The sequence below is a fragment of the Paenibacillus sp. FSL P4-0176 genome, from assembly GCF_037975265.1.
Lineage (GTDB): Bacteria > Bacillota > Bacilli > Paenibacillales > Paenibacillaceae > Paenibacillus > Paenibacillus amylolyticus.
In genome coordinates this window covers 1,622,486-1,648,914 of record NZ_CP150242.1, presented here as the reverse complement: position 1 = coordinate 1,648,914, position 26,429 = coordinate 1,622,486, and the positions used below count along the sequence as shown (strand labels likewise).

29 protein-coding genes, 4 tRNA genes, 1 pseudogene and 1 riboswitch are annotated in these 26,429 nt (G+C 47.4%); of the genes and pseudogenes, 13 read left to right on the top strand and 21 right to left on the bottom strand.

The genetic code is table 11. The annotated features are described in order from the left end of the window. Positions 1–15: 15 nt before the first annotated feature. From MKY95_RS07370 to MKY95_RS07335, 8 genes and pseudogenes are all read right to left on the bottom strand, one after another. Positions 16–924, bottom strand: a pseudogene (locus MKY95_RS07370) (ATPase, T2SS/T4P/T4SS family); the annotation flags it as partial. Further along, entirely contained in the window at positions 921–2,138 is a 1,218-nt protein-coding gene (locus MKY95_RS07365) for a ParA family protein (protein WP_339197753.1), read from the bottom strand. The pseudogene MKY95_RS07370 and the gene MKY95_RS07365, both read right to left, overlap by 4 nt. Positions 2,139–2,298: 160 nt before the next feature. After that, positions 2,299–2,682, bottom strand: coding sequence for a VOC family protein (locus MKY95_RS07360; protein ID WP_036610809.1), 384 nt, complete (start codon positions 2,680–2,682; stop codon positions 2,299–2,301). A 211-nt stretch (positions 2,683–2,893) separates the two neighbouring features. After that, complete coding sequence (locus MKY95_RS07355; RefSeq protein ID WP_036669080.1) at positions 2,894–3,757, bottom strand: DUF6612 family protein; 864 nt, start codon at positions 3,755–3,757, stop codon at positions 2,894–2,896. 99 nt (positions 3,758–3,856) lie between these two features. Further along, the gene (locus tag MKY95_RS07350) at positions 3,857–4,279 is read right to left on the bottom strand and encodes a thiol-disulfide oxidoreductase DCC family protein (RefSeq protein WP_036610812.1); all 423 of its coding nucleotides are present in this window, start codon (positions 4,277–4,279) and stop codon (positions 3,857–3,859) included. Positions 4,280–4,467: 188 nt separating this feature from the next. Next, on the bottom strand, positions 4,468–4,746 hold the full coding sequence (locus MKY95_RS07345) for a hypothetical protein (RefSeq protein WP_036610814.1): 279 nt from the start codon (positions 4,744–4,746) through the stop codon (positions 4,468–4,470). 99 nt (positions 4,747–4,845) lie between these two features. Continuing rightward, positions 4,846–5,091: a zinc ribbon domain-containing protein gene (locus MKY95_RS07340; protein WP_036610816.1), complete on the bottom strand. Its 246-nt coding sequence runs from the start codon at positions 5,089–5,091 to the stop codon at positions 4,846–4,848. Between the two features lie 210 nt (positions 5,092–5,301). Next, positions 5,302–5,721: an organic hydroperoxide resistance protein gene (locus tag MKY95_RS07335; protein WP_036610819.1), complete on the bottom strand. Its 420-nt coding sequence runs from the start codon at positions 5,719–5,721 to the stop codon at positions 5,302–5,304. Between the two features lie 400 nt (positions 5,722–6,121). On the opposite strand from MKY95_RS07335, the gene MKY95_RS07330 reads away from it, so the two are divergent. Continuing rightward, positions 6,122–7,417 carry an Nramp family divalent metal transporter gene (locus tag MKY95_RS07330; RefSeq protein WP_036669231.1) on the top strand — a complete coding sequence of 432 codons (1,296 nt, stop codon included), beginning with the start codon at positions 6,122–6,124 and terminating at the stop codon, positions 7,415–7,417. A gap of 141 nt (positions 7,418–7,558) precedes the next feature. On the opposite strand, the gene MKY95_RS07325 is transcribed toward MKY95_RS07330, so the two are convergent. Both MKY95_RS07325 and MKY95_RS07320 read right to left on the bottom strand, forming a co-directional pair. Next, complete coding sequence (locus MKY95_RS07325; RefSeq protein ID WP_076319115.1) at positions 7,559–8,242, bottom strand: HAD family hydrolase; 684 nt, start codon at positions 8,240–8,242, stop codon at positions 7,559–7,561. Between the two features lie 174 nt (positions 8,243–8,416). Next, the gene (locus tag MKY95_RS07320; protein ID WP_235193755.1) at positions 8,417–8,815 is read right to left on the bottom strand and encodes a hypothetical protein; all 399 of its coding nucleotides are present in this window, start codon (positions 8,813–8,815) and stop codon (positions 8,417–8,419) included. Between the two features lie 115 nt (positions 8,816–8,930). Further along, positions 8,931–9,106: riboswitch (cyclic di-AMP (ydaO/yuaA leader) on the bottom strand. A 371-nt stretch (positions 9,107–9,477) separates the two neighbouring features. Between MKY95_RS07320 and MKY95_RS07315 the strand changes: the two genes are divergently transcribed. After that, positions 9,478–9,957, top strand: coding sequence for a glutathione peroxidase (locus MKY95_RS07315; RefSeq protein ID WP_338708041.1), 480 nt, complete (start codon positions 9,478–9,480; stop codon positions 9,955–9,957). 146 nt (positions 9,958–10,103) lie between these two features. On the opposite strand, the gene MKY95_RS07310 is transcribed toward MKY95_RS07315, so the two are convergent. Next, a tRNA-Leu gene (locus MKY95_RS07310) sits at positions 10,104–10,186 on the bottom strand. A gap of 444 nt (positions 10,187–10,630) precedes the next feature. On the opposite strand from MKY95_RS07310, the gene MKY95_RS07305 reads away from it, so the two are divergent. The 3 genes from MKY95_RS07305 (at position 10,631) to MKY95_RS07295 (ending at position 12,465) form a co-directional block, all read left to right on the top strand. Beyond that, positions 10,631–11,332 (top strand): urease accessory UreF family protein, encoded by a 702-nt coding sequence (locus MKY95_RS07305; protein ID WP_161799427.1) that lies wholly within the window; start codon positions 10,631–10,633, stop codon positions 11,330–11,332. A gap of 266 nt (positions 11,333–11,598) precedes the next feature. Next, the gene (locus tag MKY95_RS07300; protein WP_017690011.1) at positions 11,599–11,802 is read left to right on the top strand and encodes a hypothetical protein; all 204 of its coding nucleotides are present in this window, start codon (positions 11,599–11,601) and stop codon (positions 11,800–11,802) included. Positions 11,803–11,829: 27 nt separating this feature from the next. Then, complete coding sequence (locus MKY95_RS07295) at positions 11,830–12,465, top strand: hypothetical protein (protein ID WP_053061478.1); 636 nt, start codon at positions 11,830–11,832, stop codon at positions 12,463–12,465. A gap of 30 nt (positions 12,466–12,495) precedes the next feature. Here the strand turns inward: MKY95_RS07295 and urtE are convergent, their stop codons facing one another. The 5 genes from urtE to urtA all read right to left on the bottom strand — a co-directional run bounded on the left by urtE (position 12,496) and on the right by urtA (position 17,394). After that, positions 12,496–13,191 (bottom strand): urea ABC transporter ATP-binding subunit UrtE, encoded by a 696-nt coding sequence (gene urtE, locus MKY95_RS07290; RefSeq protein ID WP_338708039.1) that lies wholly within the window; start codon positions 13,189–13,191, stop codon positions 12,496–12,498. Further along, complete coding sequence (gene urtD / locus MKY95_RS07285) at positions 13,169–13,978, bottom strand: urea ABC transporter ATP-binding protein UrtD (protein WP_338708038.1); 810 nt, start codon at positions 13,976–13,978, stop codon at positions 13,169–13,171. The genes urtE and urtD overlap by 23 nt, the downstream gene beginning before the upstream one ends. Next, a complete protein-coding gene (gene urtC, locus MKY95_RS07280) occupies positions 13,941–15,032 on the bottom strand; it encodes an urea ABC transporter permease subunit UrtC (RefSeq protein WP_127544208.1) in 1,092 nt (363 codons plus the stop codon). Before urtC ends, urtD begins: the two co-directional genes overlap by 38 nt. A 21-nt stretch (positions 15,033–15,053) precedes the next feature. Continuing rightward, positions 15,054–15,959 carry an urea ABC transporter permease subunit UrtB gene (gene urtB, locus MKY95_RS07275; RefSeq protein ID WP_036610830.1) on the bottom strand — a complete coding sequence of 302 codons (906 nt, stop codon included), beginning with the start codon at positions 15,957–15,959 and terminating at the stop codon, positions 15,054–15,056. 184 nt (positions 15,960–16,143) lie between these two features. Then, a complete protein-coding gene (gene urtA, locus MKY95_RS07270) occupies positions 16,144–17,394 on the bottom strand; it encodes an urea ABC transporter substrate-binding protein (RefSeq protein ID WP_339197743.1) in 1,251 nt (416 codons plus the stop codon). A gap of 261 nt (positions 17,395–17,655) precedes the next feature. Here urtA and MKY95_RS07265 point away from each other — a divergent pair, with 261 nt between their 5' ends. The 6 genes from MKY95_RS07265 to MKY95_RS07240 are packed head-to-tail and all read left to right on the top strand — an operon-like array spanning position 17,656 to position 22,439. Next, positions 17,656–17,958 carry an urease subunit gamma gene (locus MKY95_RS07265; RefSeq protein WP_036669066.1) on the top strand — a complete coding sequence of 101 codons (303 nt, stop codon included), beginning with the start codon at positions 17,656–17,658 and terminating at the stop codon, positions 17,956–17,958. A 17-nt stretch (positions 17,959–17,975) separates the two neighbouring features. Beyond that, the gene (locus MKY95_RS07260) at positions 17,976–18,365 is read left to right on the top strand and encodes an urease subunit beta (RefSeq protein WP_339197740.1); all 390 of its coding nucleotides are present in this window, start codon (positions 17,976–17,978) and stop codon (positions 18,363–18,365) included. Continuing rightward, positions 18,362–20,080, top strand: coding sequence for an urease subunit alpha (gene ureC / locus MKY95_RS07255; RefSeq protein ID WP_076319110.1), 1,719 nt, complete (start codon positions 18,362–18,364; stop codon positions 20,078–20,080). The genes MKY95_RS07260 and ureC overlap by 4 nt, the downstream gene beginning before the upstream one ends. Positions 20,081–20,113: 33 nt before the next feature. Then, positions 20,114–20,809: an urease accessory UreF family protein gene (locus MKY95_RS07250; protein WP_339197736.1), complete on the top strand. Its 696-nt coding sequence runs from the start codon at positions 20,114–20,116 to the stop codon at positions 20,807–20,809. A 33-nt stretch (positions 20,810–20,842) separates the two neighbouring features. Beyond that, positions 20,843–21,562, top strand: coding sequence for an urease accessory protein UreG (gene ureG / locus MKY95_RS07245; protein ID WP_017690021.1), 720 nt, complete (start codon positions 20,843–20,845; stop codon positions 21,560–21,562). Further along, positions 21,480–22,439, top strand: coding sequence for an urease accessory protein UreD (locus MKY95_RS07240; protein ID WP_339197733.1), 960 nt, complete (start codon positions 21,480–21,482; stop codon positions 22,437–22,439). The genes ureG and MKY95_RS07240 overlap by 83 nt, the downstream gene beginning before the upstream one ends. A 108-nt stretch (positions 22,440–22,547) precedes the next feature. On the opposite strand, the gene MKY95_RS07235 is transcribed toward MKY95_RS07240, so the two are convergent. The 4 genes from MKY95_RS07235 to MKY95_RS07220 all read right to left on the bottom strand — a co-directional run bounded on the left by MKY95_RS07235 (position 22,548) and on the right by MKY95_RS07220 (position 23,496). Then, positions 22,548–22,973 carry a helix-turn-helix transcriptional regulator gene (locus MKY95_RS07235; protein ID WP_036610863.1) on the bottom strand — a complete coding sequence of 142 codons (426 nt, stop codon included), beginning with the start codon at positions 22,971–22,973 and terminating at the stop codon, positions 22,548–22,550. Between the two features lie 169 nt (positions 22,974–23,142). Further along, positions 23,143–23,225, bottom strand: a tRNA-Leu gene (locus MKY95_RS07230). Positions 23,226–23,242: 17 nt separating this feature from the next. Next, a tRNA-Lys gene (locus MKY95_RS07225) sits at positions 23,243–23,318 on the bottom strand. A 106-nt stretch (positions 23,319–23,424) separates the two neighbouring features. Beyond that, positions 23,425–23,496, bottom strand: a tRNA-Glu gene (locus MKY95_RS07220). 306 nt (positions 23,497–23,802) lie between these two features. Between MKY95_RS07220 and MKY95_RS07215 the strand changes: the two genes are divergently transcribed. After that, on the top strand, positions 23,803–24,579 hold the full coding sequence (locus MKY95_RS07215; protein WP_047842021.1) for a DeoR/GlpR family DNA-binding transcription regulator: 777 nt from the start codon (positions 23,803–23,805) through the stop codon (positions 24,577–24,579). Positions 24,580–24,583: 4 nt separating this feature from the next. Continuing rightward, positions 24,584–25,480, top strand: coding sequence for a Cof-type HAD-IIB family hydrolase (locus tag MKY95_RS07210; protein WP_036610865.1), 897 nt, complete (start codon positions 24,584–24,586; stop codon positions 25,478–25,480). 64 nt (positions 25,481–25,544) lie between these two features. Here MKY95_RS07210 and MKY95_RS07205 read toward each other — a convergent pair whose 3' ends face one another. Next, the gene (locus MKY95_RS07205) at positions 25,545–26,216 is read right to left on the bottom strand and encodes an MgtC/SapB family protein (RefSeq protein ID WP_017690026.1); all 672 of its coding nucleotides are present in this window, start codon (positions 26,214–26,216) and stop codon (positions 25,545–25,547) included. Between the last annotated feature and the right edge of the window lie 213 nt (positions 26,217–26,429).

Below are 26,429 nucleotides of genomic sequence, written 5' to 3'. Positions count from 1 at the left end.
TTATGTACTATATGGACTTCCATCATGTCCTGTGTTCATGGCCTGTAACATATCCAGCGCTTCTGCGCCCCTGACTTCCCCAATCACAATCCGGTTTGGACGCATCCGTAAGGAAGACTTGATCAGATCCCGAATAGATATCTGCCCCTTGCCTTCGGTATTGGCATTCCGCGTTTCCAGTGATACCAGATTTGGTACCGTAACAATCTGTAACTCAGCCGAATCCTCAATGGTAATAATCCGCTCATCGGCAGGGATGAACTGTGATAATGCGTTCAGAAAGGTCGTTTTTCCCGATCCGGTCCCTCCTCCAATGAAGATGTTATATTTGCTCCGTACCAACTGCTGCAATAATTCTGCCGCTTCTTCATGCAGGGCACCCTTTTCAATCAGATCGGACATCTTCATCGGTTCACTGGGGAATTTACGAATCGTCATCGTGGGGCCTTTCAAGGCAATAGGCGGCAACACGATATTGACCCGGGAACCATCCTTTAAACGGGCATCTACGATTGGAGAAGACTCATTTACAATCCGGTTTACCCCGGACACAATCATCTGGATAATATCCTCGAGCCGTTCCCTTGACTCAAATTCAAGGGTGATCTGGCTGACTTCACCTTCCTGCTCCACAAAAATCTCCTTGTGACTATTGATCATAATCTCCGTAATATCGGGATGATCCACAAGTGGCTGCAAAATATCCAATCCACGAAAGGAGTCAAATAATCGCTGTACCAGCGTATGACGCTCTCCTGAGGTCAGATCATCCAGCTTCGGGTCAGTAAGAACTTTGCGTTCTATCCCCTGCCACAGTTCATCATCTCCTGCGGAAGAGGTTAGATCGAGGCCAGCCCTGACTTCCCTTCGCATCATCTGAAACTGTTCTTCACGATCCAGTATTCTATTGGATGAATCCGTCATAACACCCACCGATCCTGCTTCTGAATTCGTCCCGTCTGCTTCAATTCTTCTTCGCCATCTTGTACCAGCATGGCACATAATCTCTTCACTTCACGTTGGAAGATCGGAGAACTAAGCATGACTTCCTCCTGACTGAGTTGCTTCCAAGAAGGGATATAGGGTAACACTGCATCCAGATGCAGATCAGGGCGTGGAAGTGCATTGACGACATTGTCCCGATATTTGTTAACCACAAAGCGTGAACGATCCAACATACTTTCGTATAGATCTGGCTTCGTACGCTCAGCATGCTGTAACCATTGTCCCCATCGATGCATGGCAGATATATCATCCTCAACCAACCAGACAAATGCATCTGCTGCATCCAGCACCCCTTCACTGCGCCCATCCCAACCGGAATCCCCATCCAGAATCAACACGTCATACTGTCCACAATCTGTTAAATAACGAAGCAGATTCGACGTATCCTCACGAGTCATTTGCAACAGTTCTTTCCGATTCGATAATGGCCAGAACACATCGGATTTCAGCGCTTCATGCCGGACCACATATCCGTCTACGCCCTTCGATTGTACCTGTAACTGCTTGCCGGATTCTTTTCTGCCCACCTTCAGATCGTATAACAGGCGTGACAATCCCGTCTCCGTATCCGGGTGACGCTGCCCACTTCTAGTAAGTCCCTTTTCCAGAAACGGGAGCGTACTGTCCAGCGTCTCCAGATTAAGATAGAGAACAGCATATCCTGCAAGTCCCAATTGCTTCGCCATATGCAGGGCCACTGCCGTTTTGCCACTTCCACCCGAAGCGGATACTACACCGATGGAGAGAGTCTCTTGCCCTGGATGGTGAACCTTCTTACGGCGCGGCTGCCGGCAAGCATGCATCACAGCATCCAGCAAAGCAGGCAAGGGTTGATATTTCATCAGCCGCTTGGCCTCATCCACCTCCTCCATCCCTTCACTAAGCATTAGCCAAGGTACACCTGATACTTCTCCCCCGTTATTCAGCCAGTCATTCAGAAACTCCGGTTCCGCAATAACCAGATCCGGTAATTCTCGACCTTCTTGCTCTTTCATGTGATCCCTGAACGAATCCTCTTGGGAGAATGCCGTGAAACGCACATGAAGACCAGATGAATTTCCCTGTACATAATCAAGCCAAGCGCTAATGTAATCTCTATCCTTTGAAACCAGAGCAACCTTCAGTACAATCAATTTTTCCTTCCCTCCTTGTCAAAAAGCACAAAAAAGCACCGTCCAATAACCGCATGAATATGCAGTATATGGACGGTGCTTCCGTCACGTGCTATGAATGTATGGATAATATAGCATACAATTTCTGGGGGAGCAAGGGATTTATTCTAACCCTTTTTCCTTAAGAGTTGTACGGTGAATCGAACTCAATAATGTTACGGTCCGGATCAAGTACAAAAATCTGCGCGAATCCAGCTACACTGTCAGGTCTCGCTTCATACTCAATTCCCTGCTGCTCCAGCCAGGCTATAGTCTCTGAATAACTGGTGACCCAGATCGCAAAGTGACCGTCTGTAGTATCAATCCCAGCCTCACGTAACGTGTGACCCTCTGGGTGCTGAAGCAGATGAAGCTGCTGGCTGCCGATAGCGTACCATGTACCCGTGGAGCGGAAGGCTGGACGTTCAATCTCCTGCATGCCCAGTAACCCCGAGTAGAACTTCTTCGCGATTTCCAGATCACGTACAGCCAGACTAACATGGTGGATGTGTGCATATTCAATCATCTTTTATATCCCCCTCTCTACTTCAATATGACTATACTATAACACCTTGAACCCTGACCATAATCTCCGCTAAACAGAAAAACACCCCTGATTCTAATCCGGTAAACCTCTCGGCTCACACAGATCTAGTTCAGAGGTGCCCTGCAAACGGGCATACAAGGATGCTCGCTTACCGCTTTAAATCATCTTCAGCACATTTGGCATAACCAAATTATTTTGCGCTATCCAATGCTTCTTGTGGAATCTTGATCTCTTCCACTTGATCGTGGTTAGAAAATGTACTGTTCATCTTCATGTCCATCGTCATTTTCTGTCCATTCTGTTCCATCTCCATGACCATGTTTACATCCGTACCTGCAGGCAGATAGGTTTCCTTGTTAATCATATATTTCATCTTCATGCTTGTAATATTCATTTGTTCAAGCATCGCTTGGGTCTGGGCATTCGATCCGTTTTGCTCCATCACGGCTTTGGCCAGTTCCTTTACGTTATCACCGGATACATTAGCGTTAATGACATAATTGTCGCCATCTTCTGTAACTTCGGTGTCTTCCTCAATCTTTTTGAACTGATCCAATTCACCTTCTGGATTCATGCTTGCTTTCATCTGCTCCACCAATTCTTTGGTTTGAGCTTCAGGAATTTTAACCCATTGTTCTCCCACTTGTGAATAGATCGTATCTGAAGTGATGTATTGCTTTACATTCTGCGCTTCCTGCCCAGACATTTCCATTTTCATCTCTTGGTAGATCATCATTGGATCTTTGATGATATCCATTTTGAGCGATGTTTTAACCTGTTGATCCTGTGACTGTTCACCAGCATCCAGTTTCAAATTCTGATCAATGTTTGCTTCAGTTGTGAAGCTTTTCATTTCTTTGGTTGCTGCATTCGTTTTGGTAATCAACTCATCCAGGGTAGGGATCTTTGTTTCCTGCTCCGCAGGTGTATTACCCTCGTTAGATGTTTCATTGTTGGTCGCTGGCGGCGTTGCCGTGTTGTCTGTGTCGTTTCCGCATGCTGCCAAGCTTACTGCTAATAATGCCCCGATAATTAATGTAGTCCACTTCTTCAAGTTGTTTTCCTCCCAAAATAGATATGATCTGTAGTCATTACCCAATTATTTCCGCTATTAATCATCAAATTTGGATACAATGTGTCGCACGAGACTTTTTCACAGAAATCGATCTTTGATCTCCGGTGTAGGCAACATACACGCTTCATCCTTGCCAAACCAGCGATAACGGTTGCGAGCAACCCAGTTATAGACCGCATTACGAATGAATTTCGGTATGATGATGAACACATATAACAACGGATAAGGAAATTTTAGACCTTTGGCCAATCTCAGTGCGGCGGTTGAACGTGTATAGTATTTTCCATTTTCAATCAGCACAAAGGTGTCCATACTGTCTGTCGACAAATTGCCCTTCGCCAGCAGTTCCTTGGCTACATCCGATTGAAGCGATGCAAAATGATATTTCCCTTCCGGATCACGCTTGATAATCCATTTGGTTAAGCCCTGGCAGAAGTGACAGACGCCATCCACCAGTACGATGGGATGTCCCTGATGCACATCTGTTTGATTTGCTGTCATATTGGCTGCCTCCTATTGTTGCGGTTAGAGTAACTTACCCAATCTGGGCCTTCTTGTTCACTAATTCTAAATTTATTTCTAGAGGTAGTTCAAAAAGACTGAACACCGCTCTTTTTGAACACGCATAAATGGGAAATATAAAGAAAAAGAGCGCAGGCATTGTGCCCACGCTCGTATCTGTCCGACAATTATTCCGTAACTGCCTTTTCCATCCATTGGTCATCGATCATCTGTTGATGCAGGTCACTTGCCCACTGGTCCATACATTTGCAAATGAAATCTTTGCGACATACTGGACAAGGGGTTTTCTGCAGACGGCTGATATTGGTCATCTTCCATTCCGGTGAACGGGTGTAGAATACACGGCATTTTGTACCGTCTACCAAATTCATTTTGAATTCATACAATCCGTCTTCCTTGTTACCATAAGCTAATTCTAAATCTGCAATACGCGGTCTATAAGACATGGATATCACCTGTTTAATTCAAATTTGGTTCATGCAATGACACTACTCAGTACTAAGTTATATTAAAGAAAATTCAGATCAATGTCAACTCGCGCATGTCTACCCGCCAAACAGAATATCCAGAATCGTCCCTACCTGTCCCTGTTTTTTCCCTTTCAAGACATCCGGATCAAATACTTCAACATACCCGCAGGAAGCACAAGCCACGAACAGGTAGTGATTATGCTGTATATCAAACATCTTACTCAGGCCTGCTCCTGACATGGAAACTTCCTTAATGTTACAATCCGTGCCCCTGCATTTTGTACACACAAATCGCCGCTCGATCATCTCTTCAATACTCATCTTCGTTCCCCCTTTATGGAATGTGTAGCATGAAGTGAGAGTGCAATTATGTAAAATAGTACGCGATCTGGCATCTAATCTCCTGCATCATGTCCTTATATGATAATCAACACAAAACCCTGCCGATTGCCAGCAGGGCTTTGTAGTCGAACATCAGGTATCTGGGATAACCTGCTCTATATGTTCCCTTTACTTACCAGGAGTCAAATCTTAAACTACGTTTAATACAACATCAATGTTGCCGCGTGTTGCTTTGGAATATGGACAGAAATCATGCGCCTTGCGGGCCAGTTCTTCTGCTTGACTGTGATCTACACCAGGCATGCTAACGTCCAGACGAACAGACAGCTGAAAACCGTCATCCGCAGGGTCTTTACCAATGGATACGTTACTTGTAACGACCACATCCTCCAATTTCACACCTGCTTTGCGTGCTACATTGGCAAGGGCACTTTCATAACATGCTCCATATCCAGCGGCAAAAAGTTGCTCAGGGTTAGTACCTTCACCACCGGAGCCACCAAGCTCTTTTGGCATTTTCAGATCATGCTTGAGCACGCCATCCGAAGAAGTCACCGAACCTGTACGTCCACCTTTAACTGTCGCTACTGCTGTATATAAAGCTTCCATTCAGAATCTCTCCCTTATCCATATAGTTTTTTACTGCCTTCCTTTCAATTTAAACTTCTGGCTCATTTTGAAACGCAATTTTGTATCTTTATCAGCTTTTACAACTTTATTATTTTCATGCATTTCAATGCCATGGCTGTATTTTCCCTAAGGTTGGGTAATATACGAAGGGGCATATTCAAGCTACAACCGAAATTTTGTGCTGATACATAAAAGTTGCACTAGACAAAAATAATTGAAGGAGTACAATGTAACAATAAACATAAAAATTTAGATATATCATGAGCGGTTTGTACCGCATCAATATCTCCAAATCAATAATTCAAAGTCAGGTGATTATCGTATGAGTAAAAAAAATCCGTTCAACGCTCCTTCAAGAGAATCATTATCTACTGCGGGCATGGCCCCTTCCCTTGGAGAAGCACATAGTTCCATGAAAGTTCCGCAGAATGCTGCATGGTGGAAGAAATTCCTCGCCTTTGTAGGCCCAGGATACCTCGTTGCCGTAGGTTACATGGACCCGGGGAACTGGGCAACAGATATCGCAGGCGGCTCGCAGTTCGGGTATACCTTGTTATCCGTTATCCTGTTATCGAACCTGATGGCCGTTGTCCTTCAGTCGCTGGCTGGCAAGCTCGGTATCGTCACTGGACGGGATCTGGCTCAAGCCTGTCGTGAACGATTCAGCATGCCTGTTGTTATGATGTTATGGATTCTGTGTGAGCTTGCCATTGCAGCTACCGATCTGGCTGAAGTCATTGGTTCTGCCATCGCATTAAAACTGTTATTTAACATCCCCATGTTATACGGCGTTATCATCACCGCAGTTGATGTACTCCTGATTCTTGTTCTGCAAAACAAAGGCTTCCGCGCTTTGGAAACTCTCGTCATTGTGCTGATGGCAACAATTGCCCTCTGCTTCGGGATTGATCTGTTTCTGGCAAAACCGGATATGGGCGGTGTTCTCCATGGTTTTGTACCAAATGTTGAGATCCTGCAAAACCCGGCTATGCTCTATATTGCCATTGGTATTATCGGAGCAACCGTGATGCCGCATAATCTGTACCTGCATTCTTCCATTGTGCAGACCCGTCAGATCGAACAGACACCACAGGGCAAAAAAGAAGCCATTCGGTACTCGACCATGGATTCTACGATTGCGCTGACACTGGCCCTGTTCATCAATGCAGCCATCCTGATTGTATCTGCCGCTGTATTTCACAGTGCTGGTATGACGCAGGTTGCTGAGATCGCTGATGCCTATCATCTGCTGACACCTCTATTGGGTACTACGGTCGCAAGTATCCTGTTCGGTGTGGCGCTGTTAGCATCAGGTCAGAACTCTACCCTTACAGGTACACTCGCTGGGCAGATCGTTATGGAAGGTTTCCTGAACATTCGAATTCCGGCTTGGCTACGCAGACTGGTCACACGTCTGATCGCCATCATCCCCGCGGTAATTGTGACAGCCATTGCAGGAGAACATGGCACAGAAGAACTACTCATTTTGAGCCAGGTCGTCCTGTCGCTTCAATTGCCGTTTGCTGTAATTCCCCTGGTGATGTTCACGAGTGATAAAAAAAGCATGGGTGCATTCGCCAACAAATTGTGGCTCAAAATCATCTCATGGGTCATTGCCGCGATTATCGTTGTGCTGAATGTATATCTGATCATTCAGACGATTCGGTTATTCTAATCTCATTTTAATTGGCTAAATACTAAAAAGGCTGATCAACTCCGGTATTTTATACCCAGTTGATCAGCCTTTATTGTTGCAATACAGCAACATGTTTCCTTTTATAGTAAAACTCAAACTCCAATAAACAACCATCTGCATCTAATCCTGATTTGGTATCAATAACGGCAAGAGTTGATCCAATGAATCAACGGTCCAATCCGCACGTTTGTCATCCGATAGTTCTGGCTGGAATCTTCCGTAACCCTGCATAATTCGAATCGTACGCATGCCCAGCTTCCGAGCAGGTATAATGTCGTTATCGATCCGATCGCCGATCATGACGGCTTCCTCCGGTTCACAACCGGCCTGCTTCAAGGCCACAGCGTATAACTCAGGGTCTGGCTTGGACACTCCTTCTTCAGCCGAACATGCCAGAACATCAACATACTTCCGCAAGCCATAGCTTTCCAGTCTCTCTTCCGTTCCAGGACTCTGATTGGCAATAATGCCAATGCGATAATGCCGTGACAACTGCTGAAGAACGGAATCCGCTGAAGGAAAAGGACGTTCAAGATCTTTTTGAAACTTCAGCTTGTCCTGAATCTGTTTCTGATGCCCCTCGTCTTCAACGAATGTGCGAATCGCCACTCTCATAGGCCATTGCTCATATTTTCGGTAACAACTCGCGAACAGTTCGCGTACCGCCTCAATTGTCACCGGATACCCCAAAGCACAAGCTTCACGGACAAACTGTCCGATAATATCATCAACCGGCTCCCATTCATCCACCAGCGTATCTCCAACATCAAAAAACAACCATTTCAATCCACCTACATCCGGCACGCCAATTCCTCCTTGTAAGCATAAAAAAGAAGACTCACCATCCTGCATGAGTCTCCTCAAACTTCCGTTTATCGATGAATCAATTTCATAATACCTTGAGTGAATTCTGAAATTGATTCTAATACATTCAATTATAACAGGCACCTTACACCTGAGCAATCACAAGCTATGGCATTAACCATTGAGGAGAAAGCCAACTTCCCCATTGAGCGAATATACAATCCGGTCTGCGCCCATGCCCCGATAGATGCCCTTAGGATGACTCTGCTCCGTAATGACGCACAGGGATTTCGATGTCCATGAACGGCAGATCTGTAAATAACGACAGGTCAGATTCAGGCTGTTCTCGAAAATAAACACGTTGCCTACGCTGCCCTGCGGCAAAAACCATTTTTGAGCTGCAGCCGTATTCATGCGAATGACATGTTCTACTCCGATTCTACGGAGTCTTCGCTCTTCCCCTGCACTGTTGGTTAGAACGGCAAACGGCATTTTTTTGTACATCAGCAATTTGATAAATTTGCGTCCTGCTTCATTTGGAGCAGTCACTAAGATCATCTCAGTATCCATCATTCGTTCCTCCCTTGGCGTGAAAAGACAACAAAAAAGAAGCGTGGGGGACCAAGGCCTCCCGAACGCTTCTTAAATAACCCATGGCGAAAACACCATGAACCAGCGTACGGCTTGTTGCCTCTCCCTTTAACGCTTACGAGGTTAGCTGACGGATTCGGGCGCGAGAGTCGCCCTATTTCCGGCTGTCACCGGAAAATTCACCCCATGAATGCCCACTGTCCTGGACAGCGCATTCCGTTGGTTCCCCCGTTTCCCATTCATTAATGAATGGAAACTCAGCGATTAAAACATCGTTCGTATATCTTAAGGTAAGATCGAGCGATATTATCGTTTGTTTCGTTTTTCAAGTACAATTTAGTTTAAATTGAAATTACGTTATGAATCATACACCCGTGCCATGTCGGTGTAAAGTCCGCCCAGATCACCAAATCGGCAGATTTTTGCCAATTCCTATCCATAATAACGCTTACAACAAAGTTATACTCTATCTATCTCTTCAAGGCTATCTAATTCTCACTCTGGCGTAAATCACTTCGCAATTCATTCACGTATTCTGCACAACTTGCCTGTTTTGATTCTTTTAACACCATATTAGTTTTGCAATATTTAATTGCAACCAATATAATAGAAGATATAAGAGTAAATAAATGGAGGCGATTTAGATGACAGTCTACGATTACAAAGTGAATACCCTTCGCGGTCAAGAAGTTGAAATGTCCGACTACCGTGACAAAGTGCTCCTGATTGTGAATACGGCAAGCTCATGCGGCCTTACCCCTCAATTCAAAGGTCTGCAAGAATTGCAAGACAAATTTCAAGATGCTCCATTTGAAGTTCTTGGTTTCCCAAGCAACCAGTTTGCACAGGAAAAAGGATCTTCCGACGATATTGCCGAGTTCTGTCAGATGAATTATGGCGTGAGCTTCCCCATGTTTGAGAAAATTGATGTGAACGGTTCAAGCGCTCACCCTCTTTTCCAACACCTTAGCACAGAAGCTCCTGGCCTGCTCGGCTCCAAAGCAATCAAATGGAATTTCACCAAATTCCTGGTGAATCAGAACGGACAGGTCATTAAACGTTATGCTCCCAAAACAACACCGGACAAGATTGAAGAAGATATCAAGAATTTGCTGCAAAAATAATACACAGGCCACCCGTAGCCGGTAGGTAGAGCAACATTCCTCCGGTAATGGATGGCCTTTTTTCAACCCAGATGTCATACTGTTCGAAAAAGACAAAAAAAGCAGCTTCCCATTAATGGAAAGCTGCTTTTTAATCGTTCATATGATGCGGTCGAGAGGACTCGAACCTCCACGGGCATACGCCCACTACCCCCTCAAGATAGCGTGTCTGCCATTCCACCACGACCGCATGTCGTAAATAATCGGCAACAGAATTGATTATACCGGGTTCAGAACTAAAAGTAAAGTATTTTTTAATACTTCTTTTTCAGCTAGGCATTTTCATCAAAAATCGCATAATCTCGTCATCATTACCCATGAACTGCATATGATTAGATTTGATCCCCTCTCTTTAGGTAAGAGCCGATCTTGTTGGTTCATTTATATATAGTCCTTCCTTATATATAGTCCTCCCTGCACTTCGCAAAATAAATAACACAATAAGTTATATAAAATAACACAAATATTAAATCCCAGATTTAATCCATTAAATTTCACGGATACTATTGACAAAAAGCGGACATTCATGGGATGATAACTATCATATAATTCGGATTTCTAAACACAAAGCAAACAAAAAGGAACATAAATGTCACTTTAAGTGACATTAAACGAACGCAGGAGGCGAATGATTGTGAACCGTGGGAATAAGCTGCTCGATTATGTCAAACTGCTTGATTCCTCTATTCAGGTTGGAGGGTTCACCCATTCCTTCGGCATGGATATCCATATCAGGGAGGGTACCATTCGTAATGCTGAAGATCTCGAATCATTCATGCGTTGTCAGTTGCATCCGAGCATCGTTCGTCTTGAAGGTATGGCTATCAAAGGCATCTATACCGCAACAGATCACAAGGATACATGGCGGATAGCTCTGATCGACAAGCTTGTCCATGTTCAGCGAACCCCTGGAGATCTCAGAGAACAAGCTGCCGCCATGGGTAAACGATTGATCAGACTCGCACGCGCTCTGCACCCCTGGATTGAATTCAGCCAGCTCGAACAGATCTTTGCCAAATATGATTCGGTTGGCTGCCTCTCCACTGTTCACGCCTGGATTAACCACCACCTCGACATCCCGGTCGAGGAGGCGGTCCTTGGTTACCTGCATTCAGCCATGAATGCCTGCATAACCGAAGCCTCCAAAGTCATTCCCCTGAACAACGATACAACCAAGGATCTGATGGTCCGCCTGGCCACAGATCTGGAGAATGAATGGAAGACCGTCAGCGCCTCGGCTGCGGATGGACTGGCACAGCCAACCTCGATGTCCATGAAATCGTTTTTCCCCAGTTTCCATATGCTCGGAGCTGGACTTCATGCCTACAGGGCCTAATCCTCTTCCTCCTCATACCTGCTCCCCTTCATTCAAACAAACTAAAAAACACGCGGCAACCTCCTTGCCGACGTGTTTTTTGTCATTTTATTTGTTTTATTTACGTATTTACGCCATTTATAATCACAAAATACACTTTTTTCCGTCTTTTTTAATTGTTAGATGACGAATTTACGTATATAATGAAACATACAGCTCGCATTTCTATATATTCTACATGAAGAAAGAGCGGCTGAATACTACATTCTAACCAGGGGTGAACCCTTTTGAACAAGAAAAAACCAGTTACTCCGTTCGGATGGGCCATCAAACGACGGCTAACCGAACTTCAAGTGGACCAGAAGACCTTTTGTGAACAGCATGGCATCCCACCCTATCGTTTATCCAATCTTATTCACGGCACACGCAAAGCAACCCGATTCAGACACCTGGTCGCTGATATTTTGGATATTCCAGATGAACTGAGATAAGATTTCTGCCAAAGGAGGGTCTCATCCATGAGACATGTTACATCCGATCTGGAGAGGCTGTCGTTCCAGTCCATACGTCACCAGCTCATCATTGTTGATGACAATTGGATTATCCAAAGTTGTAACCGTGCCTGGCAACAGGGACTTGGTCAATGCTCACCAAACCCGGATATACACAGTAGTCATAGACACTACCTGCACCTGACGGAAGCCTGGGCAAAACGAGGCAAGAACGCTAACATGGCACTTGTCGCACAGAATTTGAAAGAACGCGGAATACCCTTTAATCGAAATCATACATATGACATCTGCGTGTATACTGTATACAACGAAAAGAGGTGGTTTCGTGTAGAACTCACCCCTCTATCTTATTCAAATTCAATTCTGGATACCGATCTCGCTTTAATTGCACACATGGATATTACCGAACAAAGAAAGACAGAACACCAATTGAAGAAAGCATTGTCTGAAGTGCGCACATTGCGCGGACTGCTGCCTATTTGCGCTGTCTGCAAACAAATCAAGGACGAAGAGGAACACTGGAACTCCGTTGAGAGTTATCTGGAGAAGCATACCCACGCCGAATTCACGCATGACATCTGTCCGGAATGCATCCGGCGGTTATATCCGAAATACTCGAATATCCTGGACAAGCGCTCCTAAAACCTTTCTCCACTGGCCGACTAACTACAACTATACGGAGAGATGATGTTCAAACTGCGACATATCCAGTTCTTGCGGTGTCCCATGCAGGGTTATGGTTCCTTTGTCCATGATATAGATGTAATCTGCGGCACTTCGTACAAAATCAATACTCTGCTCTACCAGCAGAACCGAGAGGTCCCCCTTTGCCTTGAGCTGCAAAATAACCTGCCGAATGTCCTCCACGATAGAAGGCTGGATGCCTTCTGTCGGCTCATCCAGTAGCAACAACCCCGGACGCGAAGCCAATGCCCGGGCGAATGCCAACTGCTGCTGCTGTCCACCACTCAGATCCCCGCCCTGCCGTCCATACATCGTAGCAAGCACCGGGAACATCGCCAGTACATCCTCCGGGAACGTTTTTACTCCCGGTGCACTTGTCTCCAGACCGAGCAATAAGTTTTCTTTCACCGTAAGCTGCGGGAAAATCTCCCGCCCCTGCGGTACATAACCAATCCCTGCCCTTGCCCGCTTGGCTGAGTCCAAGGTGGATAACTCCTGATTTTGCCACTGAATACTGCCCTTGCGTGATTTGAGCAGCCCCATTAATGTTTTCATCAACGTTGTTTTCCCCACACCGTTACGGCCCATCAGACACACCACCTGTCCAGGCTGTACATCCAGGTTCACACCACGAAGCACATTGCTTTCCCCGTAGCCGGATTCAATTCGTTGCAGCGACAGCATGGTCATCCCTCCTTTTGCCCAGATACACTTCCGCCACTTTCGGGTCTGCCTGTACCTCCGCCATCGTACCTTCCTTCAGCAGTTTTCCTTCATGCATCACCGTTACCTTGGCTGCGAACTCTCGCACAAACTCCATATCATGCTCCACCACCACAACCGAGCGCTCACGCGCAATCTCTTGCAGAAGTCGCCCGGTCTTGTGTGTTTCTTCATCCGTCATGCCTGCGGCTGGTTCGTCCAGCAACAACACCCGTGGCTCCTGCAGAAGCAGCATGCCGATCTCCAGCCACTGCTTCTCCCCATGCGATAACGCTCCTGCACGAGCATCAACGCGGTCTCGCAGACCAATCTGGAGGGTAACATGCTCCATGGCAGCACTCATTTTCCCATATCGACGAATACCGATGGCTTGCAAAGGGGAACGGCGAGTCTCCGCCGCCAGCGTCAGATTCTCCTGCACCGTCAGACCCGCAAAGATCGATGGCGCCTGGAATTTGCGTCCCACACCTTTGCGAACAATCTGGTGCTCCTTCAGTCGTGTTAATTCCGTGCCATCCGCCATCTTCACCGAGCCGGACATGGGTTTTGTTTTGCCACATATCACATCCAGCATCGTTGTTTTTCCAGCACCATTGGGTCCGATCAGAAAATGCAGGTCATGTTCATGCAACTTCAGGTTCATGCCTTTGACAGCAACGAACCCACCAAAGGCTACCGTAATATCCTCGGCTACCAACACCGCTGATTCCTCAGTAGACTTTAGGTTTTTCCCGAGTGACTTGGACATGCGCACTCTCTCCTCTCCGCTTCAGCAAGCGAACGACATGACGATATACACCTACAATACCGTTTGGCATGAACAAAACTACTGTTACAAAGAGTCCACCAATGACGAACAGCCACCCCTCGGGGTAAGCCTCACTTATGCCTGTTTTGGCTGCATTCAGCACCACCGCTCCGATAACCGCTCCAATAAGCGTACCGCGACCACCCAATGCAACCCACAGGACCATCTCAATGGAGGGTACAATCCCCATCATCGATGGCGAGATAATACCCACCTGAAGAACAAACAACATGCCCGCGATACCTGCAAGCGCACCGGAAAAAGCAAAAGCCAGCGTTTTATATCCTGCCGGATCATATCCGAGGAATCGCACCCGATTCTCTCCATCACGCGCAGCTTCGAGCACTTGGCCGAACCGACTGTTCACCATTCGACGACAGAGCATATAAGCGATCACCAGAACAGCAAGCGTTATATAGTAGAGAGCAATCGTCGTTCCAGCGGAATGAAGTGTAAAACCAAAGATCGAATTATATCCGGTGATGCCATTTGTCCCACCCGTCCATTCCTGTTTACCAACAAAGAGTGTTACCGTAATGAGAACCAAGGCTTGAGTCAGGATGGTAAAATAAACACCGGTGATCCGGTTACGGAACGTAAACCACCCCAGGGCAAAGGCAAGCAATGCCGGAAGGGCTATCCCCAATAACAGCGCCACCGGGAAAGAGCGAAACGGTTCCCAGAACCACGGCAGACCACTGAGACCACTCCATCCCATGAAATCAGGAAGTGTTGCTCCACTGGCCTGAAGCTTCAGATACATCGCCATCGCGTACCCACCCAGACCAAAGAACACCCCATGCCCAAGACTCAACACACCCCCATATCCCCAGATCAGATCGAGACCGATGGCCAGGATTGCCAGCGCCAAAAACTTGGCTAACAGACTCAGACGAAACTCCGTGGAGATTAGTGGAGCAAGACACATCATGATCAGTACAACCGCCCAGATAATCCTCATTTTCAGACTGCCAGTCTTGAGTAAAGCGGACATGAACTAACCCCCTTTTTCACGTTAATCGAGACTCCGTGTGCGCATCGCGACCAATCCGCGTGGTTTCCATTGCAGGAAAGCAACGATACATACAAACACAAGCACCTTGCCAATGGAGGCCGAGGTATAGGTTTCGAACAGCGTGTTGAACATACCAATCCCCAATGCACCACACACGGTTCCAACCAATTTCCCAACGCCACCCAGAACAACGACCATGAACGCATCCACAATATAATACGTACCAAGCGAAGGACCAATCGGACCAATGAGCGTTAATGCACAGCCAGCAATTCCGGCAATGCCCGAACCAATCGCAAAGGTCATGCCATCCACCCGCCGGGTCGAAATCCCAAGACACCCCGCCATGCTCCGATTTTGCATTACAGCCCTCATTCGTCTTCCGGAAGATGTTCGATAGATATAGAGATACATGCACAGCAGCACCACCGCAACCAGTGCGATAATGAAGATTCGTTTATACGGAAATACAATACCATCCGAGATCGCCAATCCCCCATTGAGCCAAGCCGGACTGGATACTCCCACGTTCGGCGCTCCGAATATCGTACGGGCCAGTTGTTGCAGCATCATGCCTACACCCCATGTCGCCAGCAGACTGTCCAGCGGCCTGCCATATAGATGCCGGATCAGCACCACTTCAAGCAACCAGCCAATCAGAGCCGCTACAATGAACGCAATCGGTAGAGCCACAACAAAGTAGGCACCAAACCACGCCGCTGGAGCATAGGACATGAACAGATTTTGTGTTACATATGTTGCATATGCACCGATCATGATCAGTTCACCGTGAGCCATATTGATGACATTCATCAGCCCAAACGTTACCGCAAGCCCCAATGCAATCAACAACAGAATTGAACTGATACTCAGACCATTGAACATCTGCAGGATAAACATATCCATCGCTATCCCCTCCTCCATACCGTGACTCTCTATATTTCACATGAATTCAATTAGCGGCAGTAACATTTTTTTAACATCACAGTAACGCTTTACCGCGATACGGTAAGAGGATGTGTTGTCACACCCTCGTTTATGTTTCGGCTGCTTTGAAGCGAGTTGCCTGTTTTATTGCGAGGTTTCTATGTTATTTAGCGCTGAGGGTTGCTCCCCATTCATACGTTTTCAGATAAGGGTCCGGCTTGACAGGCTCACCAGAATTCCACAATTCCTTGAACTGCCCATCCTCCTGCACCTCACCGATCCGTACGGTTTTGTAGATATGCTGATTCTCTCCATCCACGGTTACCTTACCTTCCGGGGCATCAAACTCCAGACCCTTGGCAGCTGCCTTCACCTTCTCCACATCGGTTGATCCTGCTTTTTCTACCGCCGCCTTCCAGAGATAAACCGCCACATATCCCGCTTCAATCGGATCAGCTGTCACTCGATCAGCACCGTATTTTTCTTTATACTTGGCAACAAATGTAGCATTTTCAGTTGTATCGGTTGTCTGATAATAATTCCACGAAGCCAGATGCCCCTTCAATACGTCTGCGCCGATGCCACGGATTTCTTCCTCCGCCACACTCACCGACAGGGTTGTCATCTGATCCGAGGAGATTCCGGCATCCTTCAATTGTTTGAAGAAGGCCACATTGCTATCTCCGTTCAGCGTATTGTATACAATATCCGGCTTCGCAGCTTTGATTTTGCTAATGATGGTACTGTAATCGGTATGACCCAGCGGTGTGTATTCCTCACCCACCACTTCGCCGCCCTCTGCTGCGAGTTGTGCCTTAATGACCTGATTGGCCGTTTTTGGGAATACATAATCTGAACCGAGCAGATAAAACGTCTTGCCCCTGTTCTCCAGTAACCAGGTTACGGATGGAACGATCTGTTGATTGGTTGTTGCTCCTGTATAAAAAATATTTGGCGACGATTCCAACCCCTCATATTGCACCGGGTAAAACAATAAACCTTTATTCTGTTCGAACACTGGAAGCATAGCCTTCCGGCTCGCAGAGGTCCATCCACCAAATACAGCAGCGACCTTATCCTGTTGCAGTAACTTCCCAGCCTTCTCCGCAAAAGTAGGCCAATCCGAAGCGCCATCCTCAATTACAGGCTCGATCTGTTTACCCAAAACTCCGCCCGCGGCGTTAATCTCTTCAATGGCAAGCATCTCCGCATCTTTAACAGATACTTCACTGATCGCCATCGTTCCGCTGAGAGAGTGAAGAATGCCAACTTTAATCGTATCACCGGATGCAGCCGGCTCTCCTGTACCACCTGAACCCGAAGCTTCAGGCGGCGCAGTGCCCTCCACACATCCTGTCATCACAATGACCGCACCCAGCAAAATACTCCATAACTTGACCGACCTCTTCTTCAATAGCCTACACTCCCTTTTTTTAGTCTATTGACGAACATTAAGGTCATTTGCGTCCGAAATGTTCGTTGATCCAAATTATGGAGGGTTACTCTCTTCATGTCAATATAGCTTACATAATTTTATTTCATGCCTACCTGTTTCATGCATACTGCTAATAAGCCTTGAAGCTTATTGACAAAGAAATCACCCTGTGTGAGTATATTTAACATACAATATGATCCATGAACATATCAGACATTATAAGCGAAAGGTCGGATTGCCTTGCACTGGACTGAGCAGGAAAAGGAAAAACTCCTGATTACCGTGGCCGCTAACCTCTCCCGTGAACGAAGAGCACGCGGACTCAAGTTGAATGTTCCCGAAGCCATCGCCTTGTTGACCTCCGAACTGATGGAACGAGCACGGGATGGAATGAGTGTTGCCGAATTAATGAGATACGGAGGCACCATCCTGACACGTGAAGACTGTATGGATGGTGTTCCCGATATGATTCCTGAAGTACAGGTAGAAGCCACATTTCCTGACGGTACGAAACTGGTTACCGTACATGAACCCATCCGCTGAGAAAGGCAGGAGAAACCATGATTCCTGGTGAATACCGTTTGAAGCCAGATGACGACATCATCTGTCATCCGGATCGTTTAACCCTACGACTCATTGTCCTTAATCGCGGCGACCGCCCCGTCCAGGTCGGCTCTCACGTTCACTTCTATGAAGTTAATGCAGCACTGGACTTTGATCGCACGTCAGCTTTTGGACATCGCCTGCACATTCCGGCAGGCACCGCAGTTCGCTTCGAACCCGGTGAAGAGAAACCTGTTGAACTCACGACCTTTGGCGGCAAACGCCAGATTCACGGGTTCAACGGATTAACCGAAGGCTCTGCGGATCAAGCCCCCGATCCAGTGAAACTGGAGGCATTCCTGAAGACGTTCTCCCCTCCCATACAAGATGGAGGTGAACCCTCATGAAACGAATGAGCCGTGAACAATACGCGTCCATGTTTGGACCAACAACCGGCGATGCCGTAAGACTTGCGGATACCGAACTATGGGCAGAGATTGAACATGATTATGCCGTATACGGAGATGAGAGCAAGTTCGGAGGTGGTAAGGTTATCCGCGACGGAATGGGCCAGTCCACCACTGCTCTGCGAAGTGACGGCACTCCTGATACTGTTATCACCAACGCTATCATTATCGATCATTGGGGCATTGTAAAAGCGGATATCGGCATTCGGGATGGTCACATCTGCGCCATTGGCAAATCCGGTAACCCGGATACAATGGACGGTGTTCATCCCGCACTGGTCATCGGTGCTTCCACCGAAATCATTGCTGGTGAAGGCATGATTGTAACCGCTGGCGGCATTGATACCCATATTCATTTCATCTGCCCACAGCAGATTCAGACTGCGTTATCCTCCGGGGTCACGACCATGATCGGCGGCGGAACAGGACCAGCAACAGGAACCAAAGCCACCACCTGCACACCAGGAGCCTGGCACATCCATCGGATGTTAGAATCGGCAGAGGCTTTTCCCATGAACATCGGTTACCTTGGCAAAGGCAACAGTTCCAGTACCGCACCTTTAATTGAACAGATTGAAGCTGGGGTAATCGGCCTGAAGCTGCATGAAGATTGGGGCACTACCCCGAGCGCTATCGACGCTTGTCTGACTGCCGCCGGGGAACATGATGTTCAAGTGGCTATCCACACCGATACACTGAACGAAACCGGATTTCTCGAAAACACCCTGGCTGCAATCAACGGCCGGACGATCCACACGTACCATACGGAAGGCGCTGGTGGCGGACACGCACCGGATATTATCCGGGCCGCTGGGGAGTCCTACGTTATCCCCTCATCAACCAACCCAACACGACCGTACACACGCAACACTGTAGAAGAGCATCTCGATATGTTGATGGTGTGTCATCACCTGGACCCTTCCATCCCGGAAGATGTCGCTTTTGCGGATTCACGGATTCGTCCAGAGACAATCGCAGCCGAAGACATTTTGCATGATCTTGGCGTGTTCAGCATCATCAGTTCCGATTCACAGGCCATGGGCCGAGTGGGCGAAGTCATTATCCGCACCTGGCAGACAGCCGACAAAATGAAAAAACAGCGCGGCAAACTTGAACTCAACCCGAATTCCCCCTCCGATAACGATCGGATCAAGCGATATGTCGCCAAGTACACCATCAATCCAGCTATCGCACACGGAATCGGTCATCTCGTCGGTTCGGTGGAAGTTGGCAAGCTGGCAGATCTAATCATATGGAAACCAGCCTACTTCGGCGTTAAACCCGAGATTGTCATCAAGGGTGGCATGATTACATTTGCCCAGATGGGTGATCCCAATGCGTCCATCCCGACACCTCAGCCCGTATTTGGCAGACCGATGTTCGGAGCCTATGGTAGCGCCATTGCCAGCGGATCAATCACCTTTGTCTCCCAAGCCGCAGCAGAAGCAGGGATCAAAGAGTCATTGGGCCTGAAGAAACGGGTTGAACCCGTCAAGGGCTGTCGCTCGGTCAGCAAAAAAGACATGATTCATAACGACGTCACCCCTGTCATTGAAGTCGATGCCGAAACCTATGAGGTGCGCGCCGACGGCGAGCTTCTCACCTGTGAACCCGCAGACGAGCTGCCTATGGCACAGCGGTACTTTATGTTTTGATAGGAATACGGATTAGCTGATAAGGGGGCACTCATGATGAACAGTGGCACGAAGCTACTCCGTTATGTTCAGCTGCTGGATTCGGCCCTGCCCATCGGTGGTTTCTCCCATTCCTTCGGTCTGGAAGCTTACACGCATGATGGTACCGTGCAAAATACCGCGCAGCTTGAACAGTTTATTCGCAGCCAGCTTCACTCCAGTCTTGTACGACTAGATGGTCTTGCCATCAAAGGCATCTATCAGGCGATAAAACAACAAGATGCCGCTCTACTTGCCCTGTATGACAAACGTGTCCACGCCCAGCGCTCCCCTCGGGAACTCAGGGAAAGCGGCCACAAGATGGGCAAGCGATTGCTCAAGCTCGCGCGTTCACTCTATCCATGGATGGACTTTTACCTGATCGATGAGGCTATAAGGGAATACGGCGCGTATTGTGGCATCACGACCATTCACGGTTATATCAACTATCAATTGGAGATTGAATTGGATGAAGCCGTTACCGGGCATCTGTATACCTCGGTGAACGCTTATGTGAACAGCGCACTTCGCCTGCTGCCCATCGGACAAACCGAAGCGCAGATGTTGATTCAGAAACTGCTTGATGATATCGAAGCGGAATGGGCTCTCATGCGGGACAATGACCCGGAAGATATGCACAGCTTCGGAATCGCCCAGGAAATCTACGCCATGCGGCATGAGACTTTACCCGCGCGGCTGTTCATGTCTTAACTACAACTTTTATCTAACTTAGGAGGAATTGTTATGTGTGGAGGAGCTAATCATACGCATCATCCGGAGTGGGAACGCAAGGCATTTGATCGGAGTCGTCCGATGCGAATTGGAATTGGCGGACCGGTAGGTTCAGGTAAAACAGCCCTGGTGGAGAAGCTGTCCAAGGCACTGCGTACACGTTATAGCCTTGCTGTCATCACCAATGACATATACACCAAGGAAGATGCCGAAATCTTGCTGCGTCAGAATGCACTGGCACCAGAGCGTATTATCGGCGTAGAGACAGGCGGATGTCCGCACACCGCTATTCGCGAGGACGCCTCCATGAATTTCGAAGCGGTTGATGAGTTAATTGAACGTTTCCCGGATCTGCAACTAATCTTCATCGAGAGCGGCGGCGACAATCTCTCCGCTGCATTCAGTCCGGAACTGGCTGATGTATTCATCTACATTATCGACGTTGCTCAAGGAGAGAAACTCCCCCGCAAAGGCGGTCCCGGCATCACGCGTTCAGATCTGCTGTTAATCAACAAAACCGACCTCGCCCCTTACGTTGGTGCAAGCCTGGAAGTTATGAAAAATGATACCGAACGGGTACGCGAAGGCCGCCCTTATGTCATGTCTAATCTAATGAGCGGTGAAGGTGTATCCGAGATTGTCCACTGGCTTGAACATCAATACATGGATGACGATGCTTCCGCTGCACATCTGCATTCACACAGCCATGAACATGGCACTCACTCGCATTAATTCATCTTCTGTCCCCACGGGAACAGAGATAAATAGGAATGAAAGTGCAGGTGCACCCGTCACACGCCGCAGCGAGCTTCGGGCCACCTTTGCCTTTCAAGGCGACCGGACTGTCATGACTGATCGTTATTACAGCGCACCACTCCGGTTTAGCCGATCCTTTCGACCTCCCGGAGGCGGAACCGAATTATGTGTGTACACGTCAGACGTCTCGCCCGGAGTCCTTAACGGGGATCATTATCATTCCGAGTGGGAATTAGGTGAAGGCACCCATGTCATGCTGAGCAGCACATCTGCTACCAGACTTCATCCTACACCTTCCATTCCCTCATCCGTTAATCATCACTTTCGGTTGGGAAAAGGGGCCACGCTGGAATACTTCCCTGAATGCGTCATCCCTTTCAAGGGAAGTTCTTCTGCGCTCGCTGTAACCTTTGAGCTGGAAGAACAGGCAATCCTGGCCTATGCAGATATCTGGTCTGCCGGACGGATTCATCGGGGAGAAGCGTTCCAATTCGAGCGTTACCGCAGCTTGACGGAGATATGGCAAGGTGAGCAACTGGCTGTCTGGGATCGATTCGGACTCGAACCGGATACCGATGATCCCAAACACTCAGCGTCTCTCCTTCACTACACACATACCGCTGCGTTATGGATGATTGCCCCAGGGCTTGGTACTGCGGAGTTGGAGCAAGTCAGATCTGTGCTACCACCAGATGGACGAATGCTCGCAGGCGCAAGTTTGCTGGCATCAGGTGGAATCGGTGTTCGACTCCTCGGCATGGCAGCCTGGGAACTTCAGGAGCAATGTCTTCAGATCTGGAACACACTCCGCCCACATCTGCTGGGCAAAGAAACTCTTGTCTTTCGTAAATAAGGACATCAAGCATAGTTAACACCAAAAAACCTCTGAACTGTCTCCGAGTGTGTTCGGATTAGTCCAGAGGTTTTTGTACATTCAGTCTATGGATGCTGCTCATATCACTTACGCTTCGTTTTCCTCAGAATCGTTCTCTGATTTGTTCTCAGGTTTGTAGCGATAGTCGCCAGCATCCTTACTTTCCTTGGATTTACGGTAACGGGTGAACTCAATATATTCGCTGATAAAAGACTGTTCCACAGTCGATAATTCACTTTCTTGGCAATTCAATTGCCGCAAAACGTCAAAAAAATAATCCTCCCGTTTTTCCCGAACCATCGCTTCCTTCGATGGACGTCCAATCATGAGCCAGTCAAGGCTCACATCAAAAAACGAAGCAATCTCAATTAATTTATTCGTACTCGGAATAGACTTGCCACGTTTCCAATCACCCAGATTGCCTGTGCTAATCTTCAGCTGTTGGCAGAAAGCCTTCTTGGTCATTCCTCGTTCGGCAATCAGGTGTTCAATTCGCTCATAGATCGACTGCATACAAGAACCGCCTTCCAACCGTAATAATCAACTCATCTGCTTGAATTATACCACATTATTCCTGAATGCTCAGCCTTTATATGCCTGGAACAGGATGAGATATATCGTATAACACAAAGATAGACTCCCATGAATGATCATAGAAGTCTATCTTATGTTGTTGCTGTGATGCGGTCGAGAGGACTCGAACCTCCACGGGTATACACCCACTACCCCCTCAAGATAGCGTGTCTGCCATTCCACCACGACCGCATATTCAATTGTAAAAATGGTGAGCCATGAAGGGCTCGAACCTTCGACACCCTGATTAAAAGTCAGGTGCTCTACCAACTGAGCTAATGGCTCTTGCTGTAAACTTCACCGGATGTGCCATGCTTCATTCTTGTCTATAAGAGCAATGACTTTGAGGATTACTCATCGAAAATGTAGATCTCATGAGGTGGTGAAGATATGACCCGTAGGGGATTCGAACCCCTGTTACCTCCGTGAAAGGGAGGTGTCTTAACCCCTTGACCAACGGGCCTTAATATCAAGTTGTCTTTCTTGGCGACAAGAATGAGTATACCACAGGACAATTTGAACTTGCAATACTTTTTTTAAAATTTATTTTTCAAGCCTTTTTGCCCATTGCATACTCTTCTTCAGAGCCCCGTTATTAGCCACCTCCCGTTCATGCCAATGTCATCCCCGTGCAGGAATAATGTAAACCATCCATCAAAACACTTATAAAAACTTACGTTCACTTATAATATTGCAAATTACATTAAGAATACTTATAATTAAAGTATCAGTATAAGTACGGTCATCCATACACTCGGAGGTGACATGTTTGTTTCAAGAAGAACGAATGCAGCTCATTGTTGAACATCTACGCAAACACAATCGCATCTCAGCCGATGATATTGTCGCCTTGTTTGATGTATCACGGGATACTGCACGCAGGGATCTGATTAAGCTTGAGGAACAGGATGCCATTATCCGAACACGTGGCGGCGCGATTCTCCCCCCTCCTCCGCAAGAATTCAGATCCTACAAAGACCGTTTACTCGATGTATCTGAGGAAAAGAGGGCCATCGGCAAACTCGCTGCAGCCATTGTAAGGGAAGGCGAGATCATTATTTTGGACTCTTCCACGACTGTGCAGGCCTGTGCCGAGAACTTAAACGGCAAATCCTGTACCGTCATTACAAATTCGATTCATTCCGCTGATCTTCTCTCCAATCACACTGCTGTCCAGATTCGTTTGCTCGGAGGCAAAGTAGATAAGGAACAACGTTATGTCTACGGTACCTCTGTTATCGAGACCCTCTCCCACTATTATGTAGATAAAGCCTTTATCGGAATTGGCGGTATCACCATGGATGGCTTCAGTGCTTCCGAAGAGGAAGGAAAAATTAAACACCAAATGATGAAAGCTGCCAAGAAAGTTGTTGTTCTTGCAGATCAATCCAAGTTTGATAGACGTTATGGTTATCGTTTTGCCGACTGGTCATTGGTGGATGTATTGATTACGGATCAATGGCCAACCAAAGAATGGCTTGTTTTTCTAGCCGAACAACAGGTTGAGATTCTCATTCCTGAACCTACAGATGATAAGGAGTTGTAAATATATGAAATTATTTGCCACAGATTTAGATGGAACTTTGTTGAACATAGATAGCCAGATTAGCCCGGAGAATGCCGCAGCCATCCAAAAGGCCCAGCAATCCGGTATGAAAGTTACCATTGCAACAGGACGTGTCTATTCCGATGTTGTGACCATCAGCCGCGAAGGCGGAATCAAAACCCCGATTATCGGCTCCAACGGAGCGACAATTCATGATGCAGACGGTGAACGTTTATTCCATCTTCCGCTCGAGCGTGACACAGCAGCTTCCGTCATGCAGTGGCTGGAAGATCATGATGTCTATTATGAAGCTTCAACGCAACAAGGCATCTATGCCCCGCGTAGCAGTCATGAGACCTTGCTCGCCGAAATGGAACGTGTTCTTGGTTCGAACCCTGGTGAGGACATTGCACGCATGATTCGCTCCATCAAGAAACACTATGACAAAAAAGACTACCACCGCGTAAACAGCCATCTCGAAATTCCGGCAGAAGCCTACATCTATAATATTATGGCCTTCTCCATGAATCCGGACAAAGTAAAGACAGGACGAGAATACTTCGCTTCCCGATCTGATGTCGCTATGGTTGTATCCTTTGAGCATAACTTCGAAATGCAGCACCCGGACGTCTCCAAAGGTAATGCCCTCACCAAACTGGCGGCTCACTTGAACATCTCCATGGAGGATACAGTAGCTATTGGCGATAACTTCAATGATGTCTCCATGTTAAAAATGGCTGGACTCGGCATCGCCATGGGTAATGGCGAACCCGAGATCCAGGCATTAGCCAAAGCCATAACGCTGACCAATGTGGAGCACGGTGTAGCCCATGCCATCGAGTGCCTGCTTGAAGGTAAACCGGTATCCCGCCCAGAAACGATTGTCGGGGAAGGTCAGTAATTGGACCCATACTGAATTAAGTACTGAACCTGCATGATCACCTGTTGATCCATGCAGGTTCTCTTCATTTTAACTCCGCAGATCGAACGTGAGGCACGTCCTGTAACAAAATAATCAGTTGCTCGCCCCGGTATGAACCCGGTAGTTGCAATGTGAACTCAAGCACAGTCTCTTCCACGGAGTCTGTGCTTGTTTGCTGTTCAGTCTTAAATCCGATGACCGAGATCTTCTCCTGTCCCAGCAGTGCCAAAACAGTCTTCAGGGCCTCTCCCTCATTTTGCAGATGGATGGTTAACGTCTCTGTTCGAGCGGATACCAGCCAGCGTGTAGGTCTATGCAGTAACATCTGTGCCACGACAATAAGCAGTGTCACGCCTGCACCCGTCCAATACAGACCTGAACCGACAGCAAGTCCCATGCCTGCCGTAGCCCATATGCCAGCCGCTGTGGTCAATCCCCTGACCGTGTGACGCTGTGTGAAGATCATGCCCGCTCCAATGAACCCCACACCACTAACAACTTGTGCAGCGATCCTTGAAGGGTCAAGGGACAGATTGTCCCAGCCAGCCTGATCCTGGAATCCGTATTTCGATACAATCATCATCAGGGCAGCACCAACGGCGACCACAAAATGAGTACGGATTCCCGCTTCTTTCATTCGATTCTTGCGCTCATATCCGATTAGCACACCACATATTCCAGCTATGAGTACACGCATCAAATATTCCACTTCCATGCACATCACCTCTTTCATTATGTATATGCTTACATGAGTCTATCTTTACTATTACCCAATCTTTCACTGACTATATAAGTTGAACTAAAGATTATTTACACTGCACTACGATGACAGAACAACCTTCCAATCGCTGTTATCCCCAGATTTTTTCGATTCCCTTTTCTCAAGGGAAAATCCGGTGATAGCGTATGCTTCCGATGTAGCTTTCTT